Genomic DNA, 17,926 nt, shown 5'->3' on the forward strand with positions numbered 1-17,926 from the left:
ATTTTCAGCTTAAATTCATGTAATGGTCGTTTACCCAAATAAGTCGATTAATTCACAGAAAAGAAGTACACTCATCTTTAAAATACATTTGTAACTTTATTGGTAAACGTAGACATGCAACAGCAGAGACCACGGATTCCTTTAGGGGCACATTTAATCATTAAGCATTTTGGTTATACCCACCATGGAATTTATGCAGGACGAGGCCGAGTAATTCACTACTCTGGATTTGCTCATCTTTTCAAAAAACACCCAATTGAAATCACCTCTTTAGAACGTTTTTGTCTGGGTAAAAAAGTTAAAATCCAACATTATTCTTCGCCTAAGTTTAGAGGGCGTAAAGTGGTTCGTCGTATGCGCTCACGTATGCATGAAAATAACTATCACTTAATTATTAACAATTGTGAACATTTATGTACATGGGCAATTACAGGCATTGAAAGTAGCCCACAGGTCGTGCGTATGATGAATCGACTGACCACCATTGGCTACGTCAGCTCAATCATGAGTTATATGAGTAGCATGATGTTGACGGTTACGACCACCTGCTTTGCTCTGGCGTTTTATATTAAAAAGAAACTTCGAGAAAAAGCGAAAATGAATTTACGAATCTATTCGTATGTCAAAGAACAAGAGCATAAAGACTCTTAAGCCATTTTATCAATCACCCAAAAAAGGGACTCTATAAAAGTCCCTTTTAAATAAGTGTAAATGACTTAAGTACAGTTCAGCATTACATCAAATTGCCTTTATGTGCACTAATTATAGGAGGTAATGTCATCCCTAAAGAACTGAGCATTTCTCGCTCAATATTGCGTACAATTGAGTCTAAAGCCAAGTCATTTTCCTGTACACCAAAAGGCTCTTCAAGTTCCGCACTTAAAGCATCTAGACCCAAAAACAAATACGCAATTAAGGCCACAATAACAGGTGTCCAAACACCCAAGCTAGATTCAAGGCTAAAAGGCAGAATCAAGCAAAATGAATACACGGCGCGATGTAACAGCACCGAATATGAAAATGGCAGTGGTGTCGACGAAATACGATCGCAACCCGCATGTATATTCCCCAATGCAACGGTATGCTTGGTTAAGGCACTGTAAATAATATCAGTCACTTCACCACGTTTATAAAGGCCTGCTAAATCCTTTTGTATTATTTCTAGCAGATATTGTGGCGGGTTCATATGACTATACAAAATAGCCCATTGCGGTTCTGTTAACTGTACATGAACCTGATAATCTTCAAAATCATAGGTTTTTTTACGTAAGCGATCTCGCAATAGATGGGTAAATAACATCACACGATACATCATCACTTGTCGTACCATGTCATCTAATACATGCGTATCACGTATGATATGGCGTGTATTGGCAATTAATGCGCCCCATAACTTACGCCCTTCCCACCAGCGGTCATAACATGCTGTGTTTCTAAAGCTTAGGAAGATAGATAAAATCACGCCAAAAATGGTAAATCCAATGGCTGGCACTTCTGGCATAGACACATAATGACGGGCAGCCATATAAACCAAGACCGCGGAAATAAACACCACAAACATTAAGGCAAGAAAAACTTTAGGCAAAATTGTACCGTGCCATGCAAACAGCAATTTAAAACTATTGGTTTTATCTCGAATAATCACAGTCATTCCTTTATTGATCTGCATAAAAAAGCCCAACCGAAGTTGAGCTTTTATGGCCTATTTCAGCATAACAATCTTGGTTTTACTTGCCAATGTTTTGCTGAATCGGATTGGCAATTATTTTCCAGGTTTAAAACTGTCTTTTAGATCTAAAATACGGTTAAACACAGGTTTGTCGCTGCTATGATCGTACTGATCTGCAATGAAATAACCTTCACGTTCAAACTGGAAACGATCTTCAGGTTTTGCTTGCGCCAAAGCAGGCTCAATCACCGCTTGAATCACTTTTAATGAATCTGGATTTAAATTTGCTAAGAAATCATCACCTACTTCTGGGTCTGATTCTGTAAATAGGCGGTCGTAAACACGCACTTCGGCAGGAATGCCTTTAGACGCAGAAACCCAATGTACCACCCCTTTCACCTTACGGCCTTCTGGGTTTTTACCTAAGGTTTCAGGGTCAATAGAACATTTCAGCTCAATCACTTCACCATTGGCATCTTTAATCACTTCATCACATTTAATGACATAAGCATGGCGTAAACGTACTTCACCTTCTGGAATTAAACGTTTAAAGCCTTTCGGTGCAACTTCTTCGAAATCTTTACGATCAATATAAATTTCTTTAGATAAAGGAATAACACGCTCGCCCATGTCCACATTTGGATGGCGTGAATGCGTTAAATCCATATCTTCAGGCAGATTGGTTAAGGTCACTTTAAGCGGGTTTAACACGGCCATACCACGTGCAGCAGCATTTTCCAGTGATTGACGAATACAGAACTCAAGCATTGCTACATCGACAATACCATCAGTTTTAGACACGCCTACACGTTTACAGAAATCACGTAGTCCTTCTGCAGTAAAACCACGACGACGCATACCCACAACAGTTGGCATACGTGGATCATCCCAACCATTGACATGATTGCCTTCAATTAGCTTACGAAGCTTACGTTTAGAAGTAATGGTGTAATCAATATTTAAACGGCTCGATTCGTACTGATGTGGAACGGCTTCAGATTTAACTTTTTCCACTACCCAATCATAGAATGGACGGTGATCTTGGAATTCAAGCGTACACAGTGAGTGAGTAATACCTTCAATCGCATCTGATAATGGATGAGCGTAGTCATACATTGGATACATTTTCCATGTATTGCCCGTTTGATGATGCTCAGAATGTAATACACGATACAAAATTGGGTCACGCATATGCACATTTGGAGAAGCCATATCAATTTTAGCGCGTAAAACAGCTTTGCCTTCACCCAATTCGCCATTATTCATTTGAGTAAAACGTGCAAGATTTTCTTCCACACTCACATCACGATAAGGCGAATTTTTCCCTAGTTCAACAAAATTACCACGGTTTAAACGAATTTCTTCAGACGATTGCAAATCGACATAAGCATCCCCTTGCTTGATCAATTGAATTGCCCACGTATGCAGTTGGTCAAAATAGCTTGATGCATAACGTGGTTCGCCATTCCAGTCAAAACCTAACCATTTTACATCGTTGGCAATCCCATCAACGTATTCTTGTTCTTCTGCATCGGGATTGGTATCGTCAAAACGTAAATTACATACACCATTAAATTCTTGTGCAATACCAAAGTTCAGACAAATGGCTTTGACATGACCAATATGTAAATAACCATTGGGTTCTGGTGGAAAACGCGTCACCACCTGCTTTGTACGACCTGCGGCTAAATCTTCAGTAATGACTTGGCGTACAAAGTCTAAGCCCGCCTGTTGTTCTTGCTGCGCAGCATCGACAGATTGAGTATGAGTTGTCGGGTTATTTGGCAGGGATGAAACAACATCATTCGGCTTCATAGTTGATAAATCACTTCTATAAGATAAAATAGGATAATTAAAACGCGATTCTCATTTTTTAACAAAGAAAGTCGCGTTTTTGCTTGCCTTGTAGTTTACAGTTTGCTTATGCTTCTCTCAACCAAAAACCCATGGCTTTTTTATCCATGATCAGGAGATTATAAAATGAGTTTTCCTCAAGTCGAATTAAACACCAATAAAGGACGTATTGTTCTTGAACTTAACTCAGAAAAAGCACCTATAACTGTTGCTAACTTCTTAGAATACGTTCGTGACGGTTTCTATGACGGCGTAATTTTCCACCGCGTGATTGATGGTTTCATGGTCCAAGGTGGCGGTATGGATGAAAACTTCAAAGAAAAAGCAACACGTGATGCAATTGAAAATGAAGCGGATAACGGCTTAACCAATGATATTGGTACAGTTGCAATGGCGCGTACTCAAGCACCTCACTCTGCATCTGCTCAATTTTTTATTAACGTGGGCAACAATGCATTCCTTAACCATTCTGGCAAAAATGCTCAAGGTTGGGGTTATGCAGTTTTCGGTAAAGTGACTGAAGGTCTTGACATCGTTAACGAAATTAAAGGCGTTCGTACTGGTAACCGTGGCTACCATGCAGATGTTCCACTAGAAAATGTTGTGATTGAATCTGCAAAAATTATTGCTGAATAATTTATAAATCCTCCCCAACCCTCCTTTTTCAAAGGAGGGAGTAAAAGCCCGAATGCAAATGGCTGATAAGTCCTTCTTTTATAAAAGGGACTTTCAACCGTTTCAATGGGGAAACTCCTCCCTTTATTAAAGGGAGGCTGGGAGGGATTTCTTAAAAAGGAAAAATAAGTGACCTATCTGTTTATCGCTGATTTACATTTGTCACCTGAACACCCTCGACTCGTTCGGGGGTTTTTAGCATTGCTAGAGTCTTACAAAAATAAAAATACCCAACTCTATATTTTGGGCGATTGGTTTAATGCTTGGATTGGTGATGACTACACTGCCCCATGGTTAGATGAAGTGATTAATGCTTTAAAACAGTTCAATCAAGCTGGCAATCAAGTTTATTTTCAAGTCGGTAATCGTGACTTTGCTTTAGGTAAGCGATTTTTAAACCAATTTAATGGTATTTTATTGCCTGATGTCGATACTTTAAAAATAGGCAACATTCAAATACGCCTTGAACATGGCGATTTACTCTGTACCGATGATGTGTCCTACCAAAAATTTCGTAAAATTATTCGTAATCCACTGCTTTTAGGCTTCCTTAAACGCCTGCCACTGAGCTTTCGCCAAAAGTTAGCCAATGGTTTTCGTAAAAAAAGTGCAGAGACCAAACAAGTAAAATCTTATGAGATTATGGATGTCAATCCACATGCCGTTGAACAATCCCTTCAATCGGTTGATTTACTGATTCATGGACATACCCATCGACCATACATTCATGATGTGCATGGTAAACCTAGAATAGTATTAGGTGATTGGCGCGAACATGAAGCTCAAATTTTAGAGATTGATCCTGAACATATAAATCAAACCTTTGAACTTAAAATATGGCAATATTGATCAACACAGGTTTCTATCATTACTTTTTTAAAACAGCTTTAGATTTAAAAAATGTAAGCTTATAACACTATATTTATGAAATTTTTCATATTTCCTCTTGATGAGCTTTTAGTTCTCAAGCGATTAAAAATCAAAAAAAATAGTACAATAATAGACAGCCAATTCGGCCCTGCTGTCTTATTATCAACATAGATAATAAGACAGCTAAAGTAAAAAAGAACATCACAAAAAATTTAGATCATGATATTAAGTAATTTATCTTCAGGTTGTTTCAATCTAAAGTCTAAGTTATATGAAAACTCTTCTAATTCATTCTTTCTTTGATTCAGGTAAGATAAACCAAATTGATTAAGCGAGAGCGCCAGTATGGATTTACTTAACGTTTCTAAAACACGTTACACCACTAAAGCTTATGATCAGGGTAAGACCATTCCTCAAGAACAATTTGATCGCTTGCTCGAAATTTTACGTTTAACACCATCTTCTATTAATATTCAGCCTTGGCATTTTTTTATTGCTGACAATCAACTGGCTAAAGAACGTATTGCAAAAGCATTGGTTGGAAAATATGCCTACAATGCCCCTAAAGTTTTAGACTCATCTCATACTATTTTATTCTGTACCAAAGCAGATATTAATGAAGATCACCTAGAAAACTTATTAAGCCGTGATGAAGCCAGTGGTCGTTTTAAAGACTCAGCAGCGAAACAAGGTCAAAAAGACAGTCGCTCAGGTTATGTCAATTTTTATCGTAATGAAAAAGGTGATGTTCAGCGCTGGGCCGAAAATCAAACCTTTATTGCGTTGGGTCAAATTTTATTGGCTGCAGGAATTGAAGGCATTGATGCAACGCCTATTGGTGGTTTTGATGAAGCCATTATTTCTGAAGAATTGGCTTTAGTTGAACAAGGTTTAGTACCCTCTGTACTGTTAACCTTGGGCTTTCGCAGTGAAAATGATTTCAATGCAAAATTACCCAAATCTCGTTTAGCCAAAGAAGAAATCTTTACAAAGCTATAATCTGTTTAAAAAAGCGATAAAAGGGGAATTTATTCCTCTTTTATCGCTTTTTTGTCATTTGGGGACTTATTTTTTAAACAAAAATCGAGTATATTTTGCGCAAAACATCATCGGTCAACTGTTATGCCTATTGCGCCAAAATTACCAATGAAATTTAACTGTACTTCTTGCAAAACTGTCTATATGCATAAGTACAATTCCGATGTTTTTCTAGCCTATCCAACCTGTCCTCAATGTCAGCATCAGGGGCAATTACAGGGCACCATTGAGACCCCAGATTTTTTTAAATACCCCGTTGCTGTGGCAAAAAGCTATCTTCAAAGCACAATGCAACGGTTTTCACGCTAAATAACGTCATAGAAACATCGCTACTTCTATATAAACCGCTTAAATTTTCATATTTAAGCGGTTTTTCATTTCTAAGCCATCTTTGTTTTAGCAGTTCATGACCTTTTGATATAACTAAATTTTGGCCTAACTTTTACTAGATTCATTGATACAAGTACTGAAGTTTAAATATCTCATATTCTTAATCTATCTATAGTGAGCTTACCCTTAAAATTTAAATATACTCAATCTAGCAGTAACTAGCGTAGTGATTGAGGTGTTGGATAAAAACCATCATCCAAAAAATTGATATGACTCAAACTGAGAGCGTTGTATGTCATTCTATTGGGTTATGATCAGGCTATTTCCGCTGACCTTAAATAAAATAGATCGACACACTTTATTATTCAATAAACCTCATTTTTTGTTTGGGCTTTGGTCTGTGCTTATTCATGCCTTTATTTTCAGCCCATAAGCATTACATGGCATAAGCCAAACATAACACACTTACAATACCCAAAACTAAACCTGTGGCAGAGACCAGTTTAAGCTTTTCTTTAAAAATAATCAGCCCACCCAATACACCCAATAGCACGACTAAAATATTCATACCTGCAAATACAATAGCAGGTGATTCTTTTAACAATATATGTGCTTTCACATACAACGCAATATTTGCAAAATTCAATACGCCCAATGCTAAACCAGCAAGTATATTCTGAGTTGTTCCAACTGTTTTTGTTTTTATAATGATATAAGCCAAAGACAATATAAATGCACAAATAAACATTAAGTTCAGTGCAACTGAAAACTGCAAACCTAAGCCTGTCGTATATTTTAATAATACATCTATTAATGCATAGCCTACCCAAACACTCGCTAAATAACCAACTGCATTCGGGTTTTCTGTGCTTATAGGCCCGACTCTATTTGATAATAAAATACACAGCACAGCGCCAATCCCTAACACAATACCGATTATTTTCAGTTGATTAAACTGTTCCTGAAAGACAAAGTATGCTGCGGTTAAAGACAAAACCACAGAAAGCCGCTGTGCAATTTCAGTTTTAAGAATACCTGCTGTTTGCAAGGACTTCGACAGACATAGAAAAATAGTGGGTAATAGAATGCCAAGTGTAATAATGAGCCACCAAGGCGTATCTTGGATTGAAACATGTTGTAAATCTGGCTTAAACCAGAAAAAACATAAAATACTCGCGACGGCATAATTCCATGTAATCATTTGCAAGGCATTAAAGCCTCGCTCTTTACAAATTTTCAATAAAATTGAGACTGCAACACTGCATAGCGCAGCTGCAAAAATCAGTTCCATAACACGCTCTTAAAATGATTCAAACTGTATTTAATTAATAAAAAAAGCCCACGCAGTGTGGGCTTTTTAAACTCAATAATCTATGGCAGATTATTTATAGCGTCCAACCATTTTCTCTAAAGAAATTGGGCGAATTTTATCTGCATGACCAGCTGTGCCAAATGCTTCATAACGATCAACACAAATTTGTTTCATTGCATCAACAGTTGCAGAGAAGAATTTACGCGGATCAAATTCACTTGGTTTTTCAGCCATCAGACGACGCATAGCGCCAGTAGAAGCTAAACGCAAATCTGTATCGATGTTAATTTTACGAACACCGTGTTTAATTGCATCAACCAATTGTTCTACAGGTACACCGTAAGTTTCTTTGATGTCGCCACCAAATTCATTAATTACAGCCAACCATTCTTGAGGAACAGAGCTAGAACCGTGCATAACAAGGTGTGTATTTGGCAAAGCCGCATGAATTTCTTTGATGCGGTCAATAGCTAAAATATCGCCTGTAGGTGGACGAGTGAACTTGTAAGCACCGTGTGAAGTACCCACTGCAATTGCTAAAGCATCAACATTTGTATCTGCTACAAACTGAGTTGCTTCTTCAACTGAAGTTAACAGTTGTGAATGGTCAAGAACGCCTTCAGCGCCGACACCATCTTCTTCACCCGCTAAACCAGTTTCAAGGCTACCTAAACAGCCAATCTCACCTTCTACAGAAACACCACAGGCATGCGCCATGGCAACTGTACGGCGTGTTACGTCAACATTATATTCATAAGTTGTTGGCGTTTTACCGTCTGCACCCAAAGAACCATCCATCATCACTGATGAAAAGCCCAACTGGATAGAACGCTGACATACGTCAGGGTCTGTACCATGGTCTTGGTGCATTACAACAGGAATATGTGGCCATTCTTCAATAGCAGCTAAAATAAGATGACGCAAGAACGGTGCACCTGCGTACTTACGTGCGCCTGCAGAGGCTTGCACAATCACAGGTGAATTGGTTGCATCTGCTGCAAGCATAATTGCGCGCATTTGTTCTAAATTGTTTACGTTAAACGCTGGTACGCCGTAAGCATGTTCGCCGGCGTGATCCAAGAGCTGGCGCAATGAAATAAGAGCCATAATGTCCTCCCAGGTAATGCGACATATTCTACATGTACAATGCTTTCAAATCAGCAGCAAAAACACCTTTTATAAAAAAAATCCCTGCTTATGCAGAGACTTTTAAAATAAAAGCAAGATTGTTAATGTGATGCAGGTGTTACTTGACCTTGTTCTGGGTCTGCTGTCGCTTCATCCGCAGGTGTATTTGCAATTTCTGCTGGCACATCTGTATTTTTTTCATCCAGCACAGGTTTGTCTAATGCATCAATGGCTGCTTGTTGTTCTGGTGTAGTTTTTGCATCAGCAACAGGTGCAGATGCTTCAGTTCCTACTTTTGGGGCTTCTTCTTTCTTAGAACATGCTGTTAATGCTAGTGGTGCGATTAAAAATGCAGCAAGTGCCAATTTAAATTTCATCACATTTTCCTACAGGTTGATGACTAATCTGTAGAAAATTTTATTGCACTTATATTTCATTTTCATGACTAAAAAATGAATCGTTCAATAAAAAAGGCTGAACAGATGTCAGCCTTTTCATTTACTTCATTTTAAAAATTAAGCGCGTTCTAACAAAACTGCAACAGCGGGTAAGGTTTTACCTTCAACAAACTCAAGGAATGCACCGCCACCTGTAGAAATGTAGCCAATTTTGTCTGCAACTTGGTATTTATCAATTGCAGCTAAAGTGTCACCACCACCCGCAATAGAGAAACCTTCCGATTCAGCAATGGCTAAAGACAATGCTTTTGTGCCTTCGCCAAATTGGTCAACTTCAAATACGCCAACTGGGCCATTCCAAAGAATGGTTTTAGAGGTTTTTAAAATTTCGGCAAACATTTTTGCAGTTTCTGGGCCAACATCTAAAATCATGTCATTGTCTGTAACGTCTTCTACTTTTTTCACAACTGCTTTTGCTGCAGCCAAAGAACCAAGGAAATCATCAAAGTTAATTTCTGAAGCATCAGCCACAACAACGTCTGTTGGTAATGGAATAGATACTTTTGCAGCAATGGCTTTTGCTGTATCAATTAAATCATGTTCGCACAATGATTTACCAACATTGAAGCCCGCAGCGGCGAGGAAAGTATTAGCAATACCACCACCCACAATAATTTGATCACACAAGTCTGAAAGTGACGTTAAAACATCTAATTTTGTCGACACTTTAGAACCAGCAACAATCGCAGCCATTGGTTTTTCAGGTGTTTTAAGCGCACGACCTAAAGCATCTAATTCTGTTGCCAACAATGGGCCAGCAGCGGCAATTTTTGCTAAACGCGCCACGCCTTCAGTTGACGCTTCTGCACGGTGTGCTGTGCCAAAAGCATCCATGACAAATACGTCGCAAAGCGCTGCATATTTAGCGGCAAGCTCTGGATTATTTTTCTTTTCACCTACATTAAAACGACAGTTCTCAAGTAGTACAACTTGACCTGCTTGAACTTCAACGCCATCTAAATATTCAGTCAATAATTTAACTTCTTGACCTAAGGCTTCGGTTAAATATGCAGCCACAGGTGCCAAAGATTGTTCAGCTTTCGGCTCACCTTCAACAGGACGACCAAGGTGAGAATAAACCATTACCGCTGCACCTTTTTCTAAAGCAGTTTTAATGGTTGGCAATGCCGCACGTAAACGCGCATCGCTAGTAATCACACCATTTTTAACAGGAACGTTTAAGTCCTCACGAATAAGAACACGCTTGCCTGCTAAATCTAGGTCAGTCATACGCTGAAAGTTCATCTATAGCTCTCTTTATTGATATCAAAACGCCAAGATTCTAAATGATTATGCAAAAAAACGTTAGCTTCTTTTGTATAAAAGGCATCAAAACCAAAAGTTTTGCTATCATAGTCAAAAGCCCCCTAAAGATTCAGCGCTTATGTCGATTCATCCTGATCCAAATCTTAATCGTTTAAACGTTTTAGGCGAACCTTTGGCGAGTTGTTGCTTTGACCCAATTACGGGATATTTTCGTAATGGTTTTTGTCATACTGCACCGACAGATTTGGGACAACATACAATGTGTGCCCAAATGACCTCAGAGTTTTTAAGTTATTCTCAAAAAACGGGGAATGATTTAACGACTCCTTTACCAGAAGTTGGTTTTAACGGCCTGCAACCCGGCGATTTTTGGTGTATTTGTGTGACTCGGTGGGTAGATGCATACCAAGCAGGTATTGCTCCGCCTATTAAAATACAAGCATGTCATCAAGCGGTTCTGTCTTATGTTCCGCTTAATGTATTAATGGAATATGCAGTGTAATGAGTACTCAAAAAATTATTTTGGCTTCAAGTAGCCAAACCCGTAAAGATTTAATGGATCGTTTACGCATTGATTACCTGTCTATTGTACCGAATATTGATGAATCACCCCGTGGCGAAAGCCATGCCGATGATTTAGCGAAACGTTTGGCTTTTGAAAAAGCGCGCTTTATTGCAGAGCAACATCCAGATTCTATTGTTATTGGTTCTGACCAAGTGGCTTGGCGTGAAGGTGCTCCAGATATATTTATTGGCAAGCCCATTAGTTCTGAAAAAGCAGTGAAACAGTTACAAGCCAATTCAGATAAAATTGTCTATTTCAGTACGGCGCTGAGTGTGCAACATTTAGCTTCTGGTTATGAGCAAACCTTGGTTGAACATTATAAAGTTAAATTTCGTAAACTGAGTTTGCCTGAAATTGAACGTTATATTGAGGTTGAACAACCTTTGTATTGTGCAGGTAGCTTTAAATGTGAAAGCTTAGGTATTAGCTTATTTGAAGAAATGATTGGTCATGACCAGACTACACTGATGGGTATGCCAATGATTAAATTATGTCATATTTTGCGTGAATTAAAGGTGTTAGTTCCTTAATTTATAAAAGTATTTTTAGCTTCTTTCTAATAAATCGAACAGCTTCAAATGGTGCTGTTCGTTTCATCAATTTTTCCGCAACCTTAAAAGAATTAATTGCACCGCATCTTGATTTAATTGCTGCCAATATGGCAGTAACTCGCTGTGAAAAAAGATCTCGATATCACTCGTATTAAAGCCATAATTGGGTTGATGCGTATTAAATTCACAATGTGTCGATCCACTTTTAAAATAAAGACATTCAATAACGAGACTTACCTCTTTACCTTTGACCTCCTGCCAATACACTTTTTTTGCAACACTGTCATCACTTTCTAATTCTATTTCATAGAGTTTCAAATCTGAATTAAAGGTTTTTGTTGCATGCATCCACTCTTCACTTACTTCTTTCCCACTCGAAAACATGCCTTTTCTTAAATGCCTTTTTAAAAGCTCCATGTAATTAAAGAAGTCTTTATTCCCCCACTCATCCTTCCAAACTGAGCGTTGGGTTAATGCTATTGTGATATCATTCTTATTTTCAGAATCTAATCTAAATCCTTCGCTAGAAGGTGTCATATCAGGCCATTTGACCTTTAAGTCAATACTTTTAATTTGATCATCACAACCTTTGGCATTGTGCTCTTCGCGGATATTTTTTCCCCAATAATTGACACCTTCGTAAGTCACTCTTGCAAAAAGCAGGTATTGCTTATCAATGAGCATGTGCTGATCACCAAATTTTCCACAAGCATATAAGCGAGCTTTGACTTTTTCAGGGGCATGCATACTGTCATAACCATAGATCAGCAATGAAGCGACAAAAACGACCAGTAGTGATAAAAATGTAATTAACAGTCGCTTTGCTGTGAATCGTTTGTTAAAAACATTAAAACTCATTATCCCCTTCCTTTTAATTTCAAATATCTATTATCTAAATTATTTATATTTCAAAATTTATTCTAAAAAAACTTACTTTATTCTTTAATATCACTAAAAATAAAACTGATTGATATAATCTAAATTGGTAGCCAGACTAACTCATCAATATATTTTATTGAATACTATTATGGAACATACTTTAAGGTTGATTTTACGCCGCATTATTATTTTTCTTATACCTAAATTCCAGACAAAAGAAACCAATTTTACTTAATGCAAAATAATTTAAAGACAATAAAAATAAGTGATACTTGCACATCTACCTTCGATCATAAGACAATAGCCATATTATTGTTTTAATTTACTCAGGCTATTTCCATGTCCCAACCTTTAGACATTCTTGGCGGCATTACCGCTGAACAATTTCTTGCTGAATATTGGCAAAAAAAACCACTCCTAGTACGTAATGCTTTACCTGAAATTGTGAGTCTGCTTGAGCCCAACGACGTCATGGAACTTGCACTAGAAGAAAATATCAGTGCCCGTTTAATTAAACAAAAAGACAAAGATCCTAATCAGTGGGCAGTGAAATCATCACCTTTAATTAAAGGCGATTTCCAAAAAATGCCAAAACTTTGGACATTATTGGTGCAAGCTGTTGATCATTATTCATTTGATCTGGCTGAAATGTGGAAGAAATTCTCATTTATTCCACAATGGCGCCGCGACGATATTATGGTGTCGTATGCGCAAAAAGGTGGCTCTGTTGGTAAGCACTTTGACTTTTACGATGTGTTTTTAGTACAAGGCTATGGGCACCGTCGTTGGCAACTAGGCCAAATGTGCGATGCTGATACCGATTATGTTGCAGGCCAACCACTCAAATTACTGCCAGAAATTGAAGTGAATTTTGATGAGATTCTTGCTCCTGGCGATTTACTGTATGTGCCACCGGGTTTAGCACATTACGGCGTTGCAGAAGACGACTGCCTAACTTACTCTTTTGGTTTCCGTATGCCAAATGTCACGGAAATGATGGATCGTATTAGTGATAAATTTTCAGATAATCAATTACTAAAAAACCCACTGACCGATGTTCTTCGCAATCAGCAAAATGCGATTGGACAAATCACGCAACATGAATTGGACTATCTGAAAGAAAAACTGTTGGCACAATTGCAAAATTCAACAGTCCTTGACGATGCCATTATGAGCCTCATGTCTGAGCCAAAATACCCAGACAATGTGCCAGAAGCCGAAGAAGTTGGTACGGGAGATTTAGAAGAAGCTTTGGAACAAGGCTATTTATTGATGCTAGAGCCTGCATCACGCTTACTTTATACATATGAAGACGGCGAATTATTGTTCTGGGCCAATGGTGAAGGTGTTGGTATTTCAGAACAATTTGCACCTGTACTTAAACAACTGGCCGATGGCGAGGTTGTTGCTTTAAATGAAGCATTATTTGATCAAGATATTTTGGAAGATATTGCGCAACTTTTAAATGATTCTGTAATCATGCTTATGCCTTCAGAAACAGATGAATAAGTCATTTTTATAAATAAAATCTAAATTTAGAAAAAAGAGGGTTATTGAACCCTCTTTTTTTATTTTAAATGGCAGAGTATCTTCATAATTACTGATTGGTTTACGCCTATTATTTATCGTAAATAAAAACTACCCATGGTAAATACCAATAGACTGATGCATTCAATAATTTCAATACTCGCGCCAACTGTATCCCCTGTAATTCCGCCAATCCGCTGAATAAATTTACGGCGTAAGTACCAAAGTCCGATAAGCATACTCATACAAGCGATTAACCCAAGCCATGAAAAGTAAAATGATCCACATACAATGACCATAACCAATAACCACGCACTTTTACGTGGCATCGTGCTGGCAATTGAACTGCCTAAGCCTTTGGCTCGTACATAATTTGTGGTCAAAAATAAAATGAGAGGTGCGACACGACCCAGTACAGGAAACAATAATAAGGCGATATACATTTGCTTTTGTAATAACAAATAAATGGCTGACCATTTCAATATACAAATAATAATTAAACTAAGAACACCAATCGACCCACATGCAGGGTCTTTCATAATTTTGAGTGTACGTTCAGCATCACCCAAACCGCCCACCCACGCATCTGCTGTATCGGCTAAACCATCTAGATGTAACCCACCTGTTAGCCAAATCCAAATAACCAAAAGAATACTGGACAATAAAACAATAGGAACGGCATGTAGTACGCTGGCTATAGCAAATAGAATTACACCAATCATGAGTCCGACCACTGGATAAAACAGCAAAGACTGTCCATTTTGTTGTGGCGTGGGCATGGCTTTTAATTGCACAGGGAATGTGGTTAAAAACTGTAATGCTATCCAAAATGCTGTCATTGTTGTTGCTCTAGCAATTGAATCTGATCTGTAGTACTAAATGCAAAATGGTTTAACTGCCCCAATTCTGCACTCATTTTTAACAAATCATCCAACGGTTGTTTTAAGGCTTTGCATTTTAATAATTTAATAACCCCACCATGGGTAATGACCAAAGCCCGTTGATAGCCCTTTTGTGCCATCATATTTTGTATATGATCTAGCCCATTGATTACTCGCTGTTCAAATGCCAATAAACTTTCAGCATTCGGTGGCGTAAATGTGCTTGGTTTTAACCAAAACTGTTCGAGTGCTTCAGGCACAGTTTCATAAAGGTGTTGCGTAGAAATGGCTTCCCAATCACCAAAATGCATTTCTTGCATTAAAGGTGTCAAAATGAGTTCCAAATTCAGCGTCTTTGCCGTATGAACAGCAAAACTATAACAGCGTTGCAAAGGCGAACTGAAAATCACATCCCACTGAATTTGCTTTGCCAAAGATTGCATCAACGTCTGTTGCATTTGTTGCCAACCTTCTGGCGTTAAAGCATCATCGGTAGACCCACGTAGCGTATGGCTCAATTCTGTTTTACCGTGCCGAAGCAGATCAATTTGCAACATGTGATTTTCAAATATCCTAAAATATGACTTAAATTTTATCGCCAATAACAGCAGCTTCAGCAAAAGTCGCCATGTTGTTATGCAGACTACACGCTAGTTTAATGATGCCCAATGCAGCACCAGCCCCGCTACCTTCACCCAAACGTAAGTTGAGTTTAAGCAATGGTGCAGCACTTAATTCATTCAACAAACGGCGGTGACCATATTCTGCAGATTGATGTCCAAATAGCATCCAATCACGCACAGCTGGGTTTAAATGCACAGCAACCAATGCAGATACAGTACTAATAAAGCCATCAACAACGATAGGTAAGCCAATTTGCGCGCAACGAATATACGCCCCTGTCATGGCAGCAATTTCCAACCCACCCACAGCACATAGGGCTTTAAAAGTATCTGTTCCCACATAATTTTTATGCAATGCCAAAGCTTGATCAATCACATTTTTTTTATGCGCCAATTGTTCTGCACGAATGCCCGTACCAACACCTGTTAACTGTTCTGCGGGTTCATTTAACAAAAAGCATGCAACTGCTGAAGCAGAACAAGTGTTCCCAATACCCATTTCACCAGCAATATAAATTGAAGCGCCATTTTCTAGCGCTTTTTCAGCACTCAAAAGCCCCAATTGCATGGCTTGCCTGCACTGCTCTTCAGTCATTGCCACTTGTTTTGCAAAATTGGCCGTACCCGAAATAATACAATGGCGCTCTACCCCAACATATTCATAAGGTTCTCCCACAGAACCGCAATCAATGACTTGTAAAGCCGCGTTATATTCTTTGGCAATAACGCTAATACATGCCCCACCAGAAGTGAAATTTTGTAGCATTTGACGCGTCACCGCTTGAGGATAGGCCGAAATATTTTCTTCCATCACCCCATGATCGCCCGCAAAAATAGTGATCCATGGTGAATTCACATTGGGTTTTGCCGAATTTTGTAAAGATGCTAAGGTGACCGCAGTACGTTCAAGCTCAGACAATGAACCTGTTGGCTTGGTCAATTGAAGCTGACGTGCTTCAGCTTGTAGTCGGGCTTCTTCATTCGGTATTTGACATGCTTCTAACCACCAATTCACACTTTATCTCCTTTTAAAATCATGGGAAAACCTGCAACACAAAATATCACTTTGTCAGAAATTTGACCGAGTTGCTGATGTAAACGCCCCGACTCATCGACAAATTTACGGCTAATTTGTCCCATTGGAACAACGCCCAAACCCGTTTCATTGCTGACCAAAAGAATATCAGATTGTAAATGCGGTAATATGTCGAGCAATTTTTTGCATTCATCTTGTTGAAGCTGTGCATTGTCATGCATCAATACATTGCTCATCCAGAGCGTCAAACAATCGACCAATATGACCTGTTCAGGCTGATCTATCTTCTTCAAACAATCTGCTAAATAAAGGGGTTCTTCAACAAGATTCCACGTTGCTGGACGTTGGGCTTGATGATGAGTAATACGCTCTTGCATTTCATCATCCCATGCTTGGGCTGTTGCAATATAAGTGACTGGCAGTGTAGATAAAATGGCGGTTTGTTCGGCCAATCGGCTTTTCCCAGAACGCGCACCGCCTAAAATAAGCTGAATCATAAGTCCCCCAAATTGAATTGCTGATACACAGATAACGGCCCTTGTAGCTCTTGTGCCACATACGTCCCAAAAGTCAGCTGTTTCACATCAAATTCAAAGCTATGTTGTTGTATTTTCTTAATCCGCTCAAAAACCTCATCACTATTCAAATGATCAGCATATAAACCAAGGGTAATATGCGGACAATAATTTAATGGCGCAATTTCGTTAGCACTTTGCTTGAGTTGCTGACGAATTAAATTTAGTGTTTGAGATGAGTCTTCAACTTCAATAAACAAAGCACTTTCAAAACTATTCATTTTGCCTATTTTTAATCTGAACGGTTTTATATTAAACAACTGCAATTGCTGTAATTGTTGATTGAATTTGGCTACAGAAAAATCATCATTATAAATCTGTCGCTGATTTAAAAACCCACACACAAATAACGTAATATGAAATTGGCGCGTGTTTGGTGTAAATAATAAGTCCGAAAAAGAACAACGCAACTGTTCCAAATAGTCTAATAATTCAGGTTGATGGATTTCTACATACCATAAGCTAAATTGTGAGCGACCTTTATGCCAATCGGGATAATCCTGAGCAATTGTCGGTACAACAGGCATAGCGGGCAAAAGAAACACGCAAAATTCACAATAAAATAAGATCGGCTATTTAATCATGAATTTTGCATACAAGGCACATCTGTTTATTGAACAATTTTCATCGTTCAACTCAATACGATTCATGCCACTCTTTCACGGTTTTAGAACACCACTAGAACCCAA

19 protein-coding genes are annotated in these 17,926 nt (G+C 38.4%); 7 read left to right on the top strand and 12 right to left on the bottom strand.

The features are described from left to right. Positions 1-114: 114 nt before the first annotated feature. Positions 115-651, top strand: a complete 537-nt coding sequence (locus tag BBP83_RS13805; RefSeq protein ID WP_068889537.1) for a lecithin retinol acyltransferase family protein — start codon at positions 115-117, stop codon at positions 649-651. A gap of 82 nt (positions 652-733) precedes the next feature. On the opposite strand, the gene BBP83_RS13810 is transcribed toward BBP83_RS13805, so the two are convergent. Together BBP83_RS13810 and BBP83_RS13815 are read right to left on the bottom strand one after the other, a co-directional pair. Next, positions 734-1,645, bottom strand: a complete 912-nt coding sequence (locus BBP83_RS13810; RefSeq protein ID WP_068889607.1) for a bestrophin family protein — start codon at positions 1,643-1,645, stop codon at positions 734-736. A gap of 117 nt (positions 1,646-1,762) precedes the next feature. After that, a complete protein-coding gene (locus BBP83_RS13815) occupies positions 1,763-3,484 on the bottom strand; it encodes a glutamine--tRNA ligase/YqeY domain fusion protein (protein WP_068889539.1) in 1,722 nt (573 codons plus the stop codon). Positions 3,485-3,649: 165 nt separating this feature from the next. Here BBP83_RS13815 and BBP83_RS13820 point away from each other — a divergent pair, with 165 nt between their 5' ends. The 3 genes from BBP83_RS13820 (at position 3,650) to nfsB (ending at position 6,067) form a co-directional block, all read left to right on the top strand. Continuing rightward, the gene (locus BBP83_RS13820) at positions 3,650-4,159 is read left to right on the top strand and encodes a peptidylprolyl isomerase (protein WP_068889540.1); all 510 of its coding nucleotides are present in this window, start codon (positions 3,650-3,652) and stop codon (positions 4,157-4,159) included. Positions 4,160-4,327: 168 nt separating this feature from the next. Then, positions 4,328-5,047 (top strand): UDP-2,3-diacylglucosamine diphosphatase, encoded by a 720-nt coding sequence (locus BBP83_RS13825; protein ID WP_068889542.1) that lies wholly within the window; start codon positions 4,328-4,330, stop codon positions 5,045-5,047. 366 nt (positions 5,048-5,413) lie between these two features. Next, positions 5,414-6,067, top strand: a complete 654-nt coding sequence (nfsB, locus tag BBP83_RS13830; RefSeq protein ID WP_068889544.1) for an oxygen-insensitive NAD(P)H nitroreductase — start codon at positions 5,414-5,416, stop codon at positions 6,065-6,067. A gap of 805 nt (positions 6,068-6,872) precedes the next feature. Here the strand turns inward: nfsB and BBP83_RS13835 are convergent. From BBP83_RS13835 to BBP83_RS13850, 4 genes are all read right to left on the bottom strand, one after another. After that, positions 6,873-7,727 carry a DMT family transporter gene (locus tag BBP83_RS13835; RefSeq protein WP_068889546.1) on the bottom strand — a complete coding sequence of 285 codons (855 nt, stop codon included), beginning with the start codon at positions 7,725-7,727 and terminating at the stop codon, positions 6,873-6,875. Between the two features lie 90 nt (positions 7,728-7,817). Continuing rightward, a complete protein-coding gene (gene fba, locus BBP83_RS13840) occupies positions 7,818-8,855 on the bottom strand; it encodes a class II fructose-bisphosphate aldolase (protein ID WP_068889548.1) in 1,038 nt (345 codons plus the stop codon). 122 nt (positions 8,856-8,977) lie between these two features. After that, positions 8,978-9,253, bottom strand: a complete 276-nt coding sequence (locus BBP83_RS13845) for a hypothetical protein (protein ID WP_068889550.1) — start codon at positions 9,251-9,253, stop codon at positions 8,978-8,980. A 138-nt stretch (positions 9,254-9,391) separates the two neighbouring features. Next, a complete protein-coding gene (locus BBP83_RS13850) occupies positions 9,392-10,579 on the bottom strand; it encodes a phosphoglycerate kinase (RefSeq protein WP_068889552.1) in 1,188 nt (395 codons plus the stop codon). Positions 10,580-10,718: 139 nt separating this feature from the next. On the opposite strand from BBP83_RS13850, the gene BBP83_RS13855 reads away from it, so the two are divergent. Together BBP83_RS13855 and BBP83_RS13860 are read left to right on the top strand one after the other, a co-directional pair. Then, positions 10,719-11,102: a DUF2237 family protein gene (locus tag BBP83_RS13855; RefSeq protein WP_068889554.1), complete on the top strand. Its 384-nt coding sequence runs from the start codon at positions 10,719-10,721 to the stop codon at positions 11,100-11,102. Further along, positions 11,102-11,695 carry a Maf family protein gene (locus BBP83_RS13860; protein WP_068889556.1) on the top strand — a complete coding sequence of 198 codons (594 nt, stop codon included), beginning with the start codon at positions 11,102-11,104 and terminating at the stop codon, positions 11,693-11,695. Before BBP83_RS13855 ends, BBP83_RS13860 begins: the two co-directional genes overlap by 1 nt. A 66-nt stretch (positions 11,696-11,761) precedes the next feature. Here BBP83_RS13860 and BBP83_RS13865 read toward each other — a convergent pair whose 3' ends face one another. Next, positions 11,762-12,574, bottom strand: coding sequence for a hypothetical protein (locus tag BBP83_RS13865; RefSeq protein ID WP_245669763.1), 813 nt, complete (start codon positions 12,572-12,574; stop codon positions 11,762-11,764). A gap of 360 nt (positions 12,575-12,934) precedes the next feature. Here BBP83_RS13865 and BBP83_RS13870 point away from each other — a divergent pair, with 360 nt between their 5' ends. Next, the gene (locus BBP83_RS13870; RefSeq protein ID WP_068889557.1) at positions 12,935-14,104 is read left to right on the top strand and encodes a ribosomal protein uL16 3-hydroxylase; all 1,170 of its coding nucleotides are present in this window, start codon (positions 12,935-12,937) and stop codon (positions 14,102-14,104) included. A gap of 113 nt (positions 14,105-14,217) precedes the next feature. Here BBP83_RS13870 and BBP83_RS13875 read toward each other — a convergent pair whose 3' ends face one another. Genes BBP83_RS13875 through BBP83_RS13895 form a run of 5 tightly spaced genes read right to left on the bottom strand, consistent with a single transcriptional unit; the run spans position 14,218 to position 17,782 of the window. Then, on the bottom strand, positions 14,218-14,961 hold the full coding sequence (locus tag BBP83_RS13875; RefSeq protein ID WP_068889559.1) for an adenosylcobinamide-GDP ribazoletransferase: 744 nt from the start codon (positions 14,959-14,961) through the stop codon (positions 14,218-14,220). Further along, positions 14,958-15,560 carry a histidine phosphatase family protein gene (locus BBP83_RS13880; protein ID WP_068889561.1) on the bottom strand — a complete coding sequence of 201 codons (603 nt, stop codon included), beginning with the start codon at positions 15,558-15,560 and terminating at the stop codon, positions 14,958-14,960. Before BBP83_RS13880 ends, BBP83_RS13875 begins: the two co-directional genes overlap by 4 nt. Before the next feature lie 28 nt (positions 15,561-15,588). Beyond that, positions 15,589-16,641, bottom strand: a complete 1,053-nt coding sequence (cobT, locus tag BBP83_RS13885) for a nicotinate-nucleotide--dimethylbenzimidazole phosphoribosyltransferase (RefSeq protein ID WP_068889563.1) — start codon at positions 16,639-16,641, stop codon at positions 15,589-15,591. Beyond that, positions 16,638-17,159, bottom strand: a complete 522-nt coding sequence (gene cobU, locus BBP83_RS13890; protein ID WP_068889565.1) for a bifunctional adenosylcobinamide kinase/adenosylcobinamide-phosphate guanylyltransferase — start codon at positions 17,157-17,159, stop codon at positions 16,638-16,640. Before cobU ends, cobT begins: the two co-directional genes overlap by 4 nt. Next, entirely contained in the window at positions 17,156-17,782 is a 627-nt protein-coding gene (locus BBP83_RS13895; RefSeq protein WP_245669764.1) for a 2'-5' RNA ligase family protein, read from the bottom strand. Before BBP83_RS13895 ends, cobU begins: the two co-directional genes overlap by 4 nt. Between the last annotated feature and the right edge of the window lie 144 nt (positions 17,783-17,926).

The organism is Acinetobacter celticus, assembly GCF_001707755.1.
In the GTDB taxonomy this organism is placed as follows: domain Bacteria; phylum Pseudomonadota; class Gammaproteobacteria; order Pseudomonadales; family Moraxellaceae; genus Acinetobacter; species Acinetobacter celticus.

What these genes read in the sequence shown, in the direction of transcription:
- BBP83_RS13805 (WP_068889537.1), top strand. Translation starts at nt 115, where the DNA reads ATGCAACAGCAGAGACCACGGATTCCTTTAGGGGCACATTTAATCATT.
- BBP83_RS13815 (WP_068889539.1), bottom strand. Translation starts at nt 3,484, where the DNA reads ATGAAGCCGAATGATGTTGTTTCATCCCTGCCAAATAACCCGACAACT.
- BBP83_RS13820 (WP_068889540.1), top strand. Translation starts at nt 3,650, where the DNA reads ATGAGTTTTCCTCAAGTCGAATTAAACACCAATAAAGGACGTATTGTT.
- nfsB (WP_068889544.1), top strand. Translation starts at nt 5,414, where the DNA reads ATGGATTTACTTAACGTTTCTAAAACACGTTACACCACTAAAGCTTAT.
- BBP83_RS13835 (WP_068889546.1), bottom strand. Translation starts at nt 7,727, where the DNA reads ATGGAACTGATTTTTGCAGCTGCGCTATGCAGTGTTGCAGTCTCAATT.
- fba (WP_068889548.1), bottom strand. Translation starts at nt 8,855, where the DNA reads ATGGCTCTTATTTCATTGCGCCAGCTCTTGGATCACGCCGGCGAACAT.
- BBP83_RS13845 (WP_068889550.1), bottom strand. Translation starts at nt 9,253, where the DNA reads ATGAAATTTAAATTGGCACTTGCTGCATTTTTAATCGCACCACTAGCA.
- BBP83_RS13850 (WP_068889552.1), bottom strand. Translation starts at nt 10,579, where the DNA reads ATGAACTTTCAGCGTATGACTGACCTAGATTTAGCAGGCAAGCGTGTT.
- BBP83_RS13855 (WP_068889554.1), top strand. Translation starts at nt 10,719, where the DNA reads ATGTCGATTCATCCTGATCCAAATCTTAATCGTTTAAACGTTTTAGGC.
- BBP83_RS13860 (WP_068889556.1), top strand. Translation starts at nt 11,102, where the DNA reads ATGAGTACTCAAAAAATTATTTTGGCTTCAAGTAGCCAAACCCGTAAA.
- BBP83_RS13865 (WP_245669763.1), bottom strand. Translation starts at nt 12,574, where the DNA reads ATGAGTTTTAATGTTTTTAACAAACGATTCACAGCAAAGCGACTGTTA.
- BBP83_RS13870 (WP_068889557.1), top strand. Translation starts at nt 12,935, where the DNA reads ATGTCCCAACCTTTAGACATTCTTGGCGGCATTACCGCTGAACAATTT.
- BBP83_RS13875 (WP_068889559.1), bottom strand. Translation starts at nt 14,961, where the DNA reads ATGACAGCATTTTGGATAGCATTACAGTTTTTAACCACATTCCCTGTG.
- BBP83_RS13880 (WP_068889561.1), bottom strand. Translation starts at nt 15,560, where the DNA reads ATGTTGCAAATTGATCTGCTTCGGCACGGTAAAACAGAATTGAGCCAT.
- cobU (WP_068889565.1), bottom strand. Translation starts at nt 17,159, where the DNA reads ATGATTCAGCTTATTTTAGGCGGTGCGCGTTCTGGGAAAAGCCGATTG.